The organism is Paenibacillus sp. FSL A5-0031 (genome assembly GCF_001956295.1).
Classification (GTDB): domain Bacteria; phylum Bacillota; class Bacilli; order Paenibacillales; family Paenibacillaceae; genus Pristimantibacillus.
In genome coordinates this window covers 1-5,234 of the sequence record NZ_MRTD01000049.1, presented here as the reverse complement: position 1 = coordinate 5,234, position 5,234 = coordinate 1, and the positions used below count along the sequence as shown (strand labels likewise).

The 5,234-nt window shown below is 46.4% G+C and carries 3 protein-coding genes and 3 tRNA genes; 5 read left to right on the top strand and 1 reads right to left on the bottom strand.

All coding sequences use genetic code 11. From position 1 onward, the window contains the following. Positions 1 to 133: 133 nt before the first annotated feature. Positions 134 to 637, bottom strand: coding sequence for a GNAT family N-acetyltransferase (locus BK120_RS34125; RefSeq protein ID WP_076271913.1), 504 nt, complete (start codon positions 635 to 637; stop codon positions 134 to 136). 364 nt (positions 638 to 1,001) lie between these two features. Here BK120_RS34125 and BK120_RS34120 point away from each other — a divergent pair, with 364 nt between their 5' ends. The 5 genes from BK120_RS34120 (at position 1,002) to BK120_RS34100 (ending at position 5,232) form a co-directional block, all read left to right on the top strand. Then, the gene (locus tag BK120_RS34120; RefSeq protein WP_076271912.1) at positions 1,002 to 3,461 is read left to right on the top strand and encodes a phosphodiester glycosidase family protein; all 2,460 of its coding nucleotides are present in this window, start codon (positions 1,002 to 1,004) and stop codon (positions 3,459 to 3,461) included. Positions 3,462 to 3,700: 239 nt separating this feature from the next. Continuing rightward, positions 3,701 to 4,558 (top strand): ABC transporter ATP-binding protein, encoded by an 858-nt coding sequence (locus BK120_RS34115; RefSeq protein WP_076271911.1) that lies wholly within the window; start codon positions 3,701 to 3,703, stop codon positions 4,556 to 4,558. Positions 4,559 to 4,964: 406 nt separating this feature from the next. Next, positions 4,965 to 5,039, top strand: a tRNA-Gly gene (locus BK120_RS34110). A gap of 8 nt (positions 5,040 to 5,047) precedes the next feature. After that, positions 5,048 to 5,124: transfer RNA gene (locus BK120_RS34105), tRNA-Arg, on the top strand. A gap of 34 nt (positions 5,125 to 5,158) precedes the next feature. Beyond that, positions 5,159 to 5,232, top strand: a tRNA-Pro gene (locus BK120_RS34100). The last annotated feature ends 2 nt before the right edge of the window (positions 5,233 to 5,234 follow it).

Sequence of the window (5,234 nt, the reverse complement as noted above, 5' to 3'; positions counted from 1 at the left end):
TGGCGGAATTGGCAGACGCACTAGACTTAGGATCTAGCGGGCGACCGTGGGGGTTCAAGTCCCTCTACGCGCACCATACCATGAAGAAACCCTTGGCGAACAAGGGTTTTTTGCTGTTTATATATGTGTAGTATTAATCGAAAAGCTCCGAATGATCATTAAAGCTGTATAGCGCTTGTTCAGCACCATATCTTTGCAGCTTATTCTCTAATCGCATGCCTACCTTCTCAAGGAGCCTGCAGGAGGCAGTATTTGCTGTTTGTGTCTCAGCGATTACTTTGCCTAACTTTAATTCATGAATTGCGTACATTAATAATTGACCGACTACCTCGGTTGCGTAGCCACTACCCCAGCTTTGCGGAAGAAATTCATAGCTGATTTCTTTAAACCTTCCATCTATGTGATTATCTAAGGAAACAACCCCAATAAAATCATTGTTTTCTTTTAGTCTAACCGTCCAAATATATGACTCCTTCGTTGAAGAGCGCTCTAAAGCATCTAGAAACTTATTTAGATGATATTCCTCTGGTACAGCTCCGCCTAAGTATTTTCTAACCTCATCACTCGAATATATCCTTTGCATGTATTTGAAATCTGATTGTTGTAATGGGTCCAGCTTGCATCTAGTGGTTTGCATATTGATATTAATCCTCCATTTTATGCTTATTAAGTACAGCTTGGACAAAACTTGATCTACCTCGGAAACAAGGTGATCCTGCTCAATTGTATGGGGTTAAAAATGTACAAGGTTAATCGTTGTGAGGATAAATAGTAAATGGGATTAGTGTTTCATATGAAGAAATAGTAATACCATTAGTAGATTTGTATACTTGGTTTTTGTGATCGTAACATAGAGACTTACAGGATGCCAACTTATTACTCAATAGAATTTGAGGGTTATTTTATCCATATAATCCCTTCATTTTTAGAATAAACCTGTCGATATAGTTCATTGGGACTAGCTGGAATCTACATATAAGAAGGAGAAGGAGATCAGTCATATGCAGCAAAAGATGAAAAAATGGCTTGTTAGAGTAGTAGCTATTCTGCTTATTATAGTGTTGAATGTGAGCTACAGAGGAAGTGAATCATTAGGTGGTAAGGGAGCCTATGGGAGTTCCTCCGTTTCTGCAGCAGAGTCGACGAATGAGACAAAAACGGTTGCTTCTAATGCGAAGGGTTCTTCTGCCAGCAAAGCAGAAATCGAATACTGGCGATACAAAGCAGAGGGTACTTTATATCCTCCGATTGTTATGCCGAGTGGAAAGCTGCTGGTAGTAACGAATAATGGATGGTTATCCCTATTAGATAATGGCGGAAAAGAGTTAAAAAGAGTAAACACATATTCGAAATTATCTGCTCCAGCCGTAAATGGAAAAGGACAAATATTTACTGCAGGAACTGGTGCTAGGCTTTATCAATACGATGAAGGTGGCAATGGCGGTCAGAAAGGTATTTATTATTTTAAAGGGAAAAAGGAACAATTAGAGCCATCTGGCATGGTGACGGATGGGGAAGGTACTCCTTATTTCGCATATCAGCATGCTGTTTTATCTCTGAGCAGTGAGGGAGAGCAGGAGGTTGCTCTGCTGCCAGAGGGCGTCTCGGTTAAGGAACTGGCCGCAGGTAAGCGCGGCGTCTATGTACTGGGCAGCAATGGCGTGTTGTATGCCGTGCGCGGCAATGCAGTTGTATGGGAAGCGTCGCTTGAGCAGACGCTGCTTGGGGCGAAGCTGATCGCAGGCGACGTGAGCGGCGGCGTCATGCTGCTTGCGGGCAAAGCTATCGCTGCGTATGAAGAGGACGGTAAAGTCCGCTTCACTCGCGAGCTTGCGGCAGCGCCCGCAGGCGGTTGGACGTCTCCGGTGCTCGTGCCCGGAGACAAAGGTACTGTCGTTGCCGCGGAGCGCAGCGGCAACGGCGTAGCTGCGTTCCGCCTCGCAGACGGGGCGGAACTATGGCGCATTAGCGCCAGCGGGGCGGGCGGCTTCGGCCCCGCGGCGCTTGCGCCGGATCTTGGCGCCGGCACGGTGCTGGCCGGCGGCCGTTCCGGCGCTGTGTACGCGATCGACGGCTCTGCCGGGTCGATCTTGTACACCTACGGCGGTCACACCGCGGTTCCCGCGAGCGGTGTGGCGCCGCAGGGCAGCGGACGCTTGGTATATGCGTCCGCAAGTACATTAATCGCTGCGGGGCCAGTTCGCACCGTTGCGATCACCTATGCAGCAGCGGCGGCGGTTAAGCTGCCGCTGGATACACGGCTCCTGCTCACGGACAAGCTGAAGCTGTCCGATCCAGTCGCTGTCAGCTATCGCTCCGACAATCCAGCGATCGTTCGCATCAATGAGAAAAGCGTGGTAACCCCGGTTTCAGCCGGATCAGCTAATCTTTATGTCGATGTTACAGCTAGCGGCTACAAAGGCCAGCTGAAACTTCCTATTCAGGTTACCGCCTCTACCTTGAATCTAAAGGTGAAGCATGAATCCAAGAAGGTTGTTGCAGCAGGCCAGTCGTTTACGGTTCAAACCGTTACCATTCCAAAGGGAATGCCGGTTACTGCAGGCCTGGCAAGCCGTAAGATAGGCGTCGTTCAGTCGCTTCAATTGATTGCTAAAGATTACCGTGCAGACGCAGCGATTAACGGAACCTATTTTGAGGCTTATGGCGGCATTCCGGAGCCATATGGAACGGTAATTGTAGATGGCAATGTGGAGCATATAGGCAATACAGGGACAGCGATTGGTTTTACATGGGACGGCAATGTAGTTATGGATACGCTGCGCGTCAAAATTTTAGGTGGAACAGACGGTTCTTTTAAGTCGCCTAACAACTGGTATGCGTATTTTATAAATCGAACACCTGCAGCAGGCGCATCGTCAGCTATCATGTTCACGCCAAAGCGTGGTGCTAAGCTTGGATTTGCACAAGGCACCTCAGTAACGGTCAGTAAGGGTGTCGTGACTAAAATAAGCAAAAAAGAGAATGTCAGCATTCCAGCAGATGGATATGTTCTCGTTTATACAGGTTCTGAGGAGAAGCTAGCCTCACGCTTTAAGGTGGGGACGAAGGTTGATTATAAGATCGAAATGACCAACCTCTCGAAAAGTCCGATTGCTTGGTCTCGCGTTCATACCGCCATTGGTGCAGGACCAAGACTAGTGAAGGATGGGAAACCGGCAGTTAATCCAGCTGGGGAAGGGTTTAGCAGCTCCAAAATATTGACCGATGCAGCTGGCAGAAGCGGCATTCTTGTCAAAAAGGACGGGACTGTTGTCATAGCTACTGTCTCCAAAGCAACGATAAAACAGTGGAGTCAAATCATGATTCAGCTTGGCGCTGAGCAGGCGATGAATTTGGACGGAGGAGCATCCTCTGGCATGTACGCGCAAGGAAAACTCATTACCACGCCTGGAAGACTAATAAGCAATGGTCTTGTATTTGGCACGAAGCTAAAGTGGTAACGTATGTAAAATGATAAAAGCTAGCCGTCCCAACCTGTTGGGCGGCTTTTCTATTTAGATAGGGCTCTATTTTTATCGATATGAATAATTGCTATTTATATTATCATTGACTTTTTTTATGAGAAACATTATCATTAGAAAATAAATGATAATCGTTATCAATATTCGTTACTTATTGAAATATAAATATAAAATGATAAGGTGTCTGCCTCAGGCAGCGGAAGGAGCGTGCATGTTCAATGATTCGTTTAACGACCTCTAGTCTTGATATTGCTTATGATGACCGTCTAATCGTTGAGAATTTAAACATTGCTATACCTCAAGGGAAAATCACGGCGCTAGTAGGAGCTAACGGCTCTGGTAAATCAACGATTTTGAAAACAATGGCCCGTATTATGAATCCCTCGAAGGGCAGTGTACTTCTGGACGGGAAGTCCATTCACAAGCAATCGACGAAGGAAGTAGCGAAGCAATTGGCAATTTTGCCGCAAAATCCAACCGCTCCGGACGGACTCACAGTAGCTGAGCTTGTCTCTTATGGTCGTTTTCCATACCAGAAGGGTTTTGGATCGATGACTAAGGATGACCGCAGTATCGTACAGTGGGCAATCGAAGCGACAGGTATGACTGATTTTGCCGATCGTCCGGTCGATCATCTATCAGGTGGACAACGTCAGCGTGCATGGATTGCAATGTCTCTTGCTCAGGAAACTGATATTTTATTCCTTGACGAGCCTACAACTTTTCTAGATATGGCCCATCAGCTTGAGGTACTTCACTTGCTTCAAAAGCTGAACGCAGCTAATAATCGCACAGTAGTCATGGTCGTTCATGATTTGAATCACGCGACACGTTACGCTCATCATATGATCGCAATTAAAACGGGTGTCGTTGTAGGCGAAGGTACGCCTGCAGAAGTTATGACACCGGATATTATGCGCGAAGTGTTTAACATTGAGGCAGATATCGTGCCTGATCCGCGTACAGGCGTTCCTCTTTGCTTGCCATATGCACTAGCCGGCCAGCCTGCTGCTGATAAAGTGGCATTGATTAATCGTGCACAGTCAGAGAGACCATTGGCTGCTGCTGGAGCATAGTAACTAATATGAATGCCGTAAACCGCGTTTCCTTTGGAAATGCGGTTTTTTGTTCTTTTAGATAAGCCATGTGTATTATATTGAGCTTAGAAGCAAGTGGTAGGGAAGTGAACCAATTATATTCGTTATTAAAATGTTATCCATTAGAGCTGAACAATCGGAAGGAGTAAACGGAGTAAGATGCAACGTCATGTAGACTGATTTTTATGATTGGATTTATGAAGTCTAAAAGCACATACTTCCGCGCCATATAAGGCTTTGCAGCCATTTTAGAACAATGCATTTTAAGGGATTTAAAATAATTTAAAACTTTTTTCAAAAAACAGTTGCTTTTTGTTTTCAGGGGTGATATATTATTACTTGTCGCCGCGATGATAAACGAAACGAACGGCCGACAGAAATACATGCGGAAGTGGCTCAGCGGTAGAGCATCGCCTTGCCAAGGCGAGGGTCGCGGGTTCGATTCCCGTCTTCCGCTCCATAAATTGTGCGGCCTTAGCTCAGCTGGATAGAGCGTTTGACTACGAATCAAAAGGCCAGGAGTTCGAATCTCTTAGGCCGCGCCATTTTCCCAACATTAGACGCAATTCATTTACACTTCGGGACGTAGCTCAGCTTGGTAGAGCACCTGGTTTGGGACCAGGGGGTCGCATGTTCAAATCGTGTCGTCCCGACC

Excerpts from the sequence above, each read along its gene's own strand:
- BK120_RS34120 (WP_076271912.1), top strand. The coding sequence starts at position 1,002 with ATGCAGCAAAAGATGAAAAAATGGCTTGTTAGAGTAGTAGCTATTCTG.
- BK120_RS34115 (WP_076271911.1), top strand. The coding sequence starts at position 3,701 with ATGATTCGTTTAACGACCTCTAGTCTTGATATTGCTTATGATGACCGT.
- BK120_RS34125 (WP_076271913.1), bottom strand. The coding sequence starts at position 637 with ATGCAAACCACTAGATGCAAGCTGGACCCATTACAACAATCAGATTTC.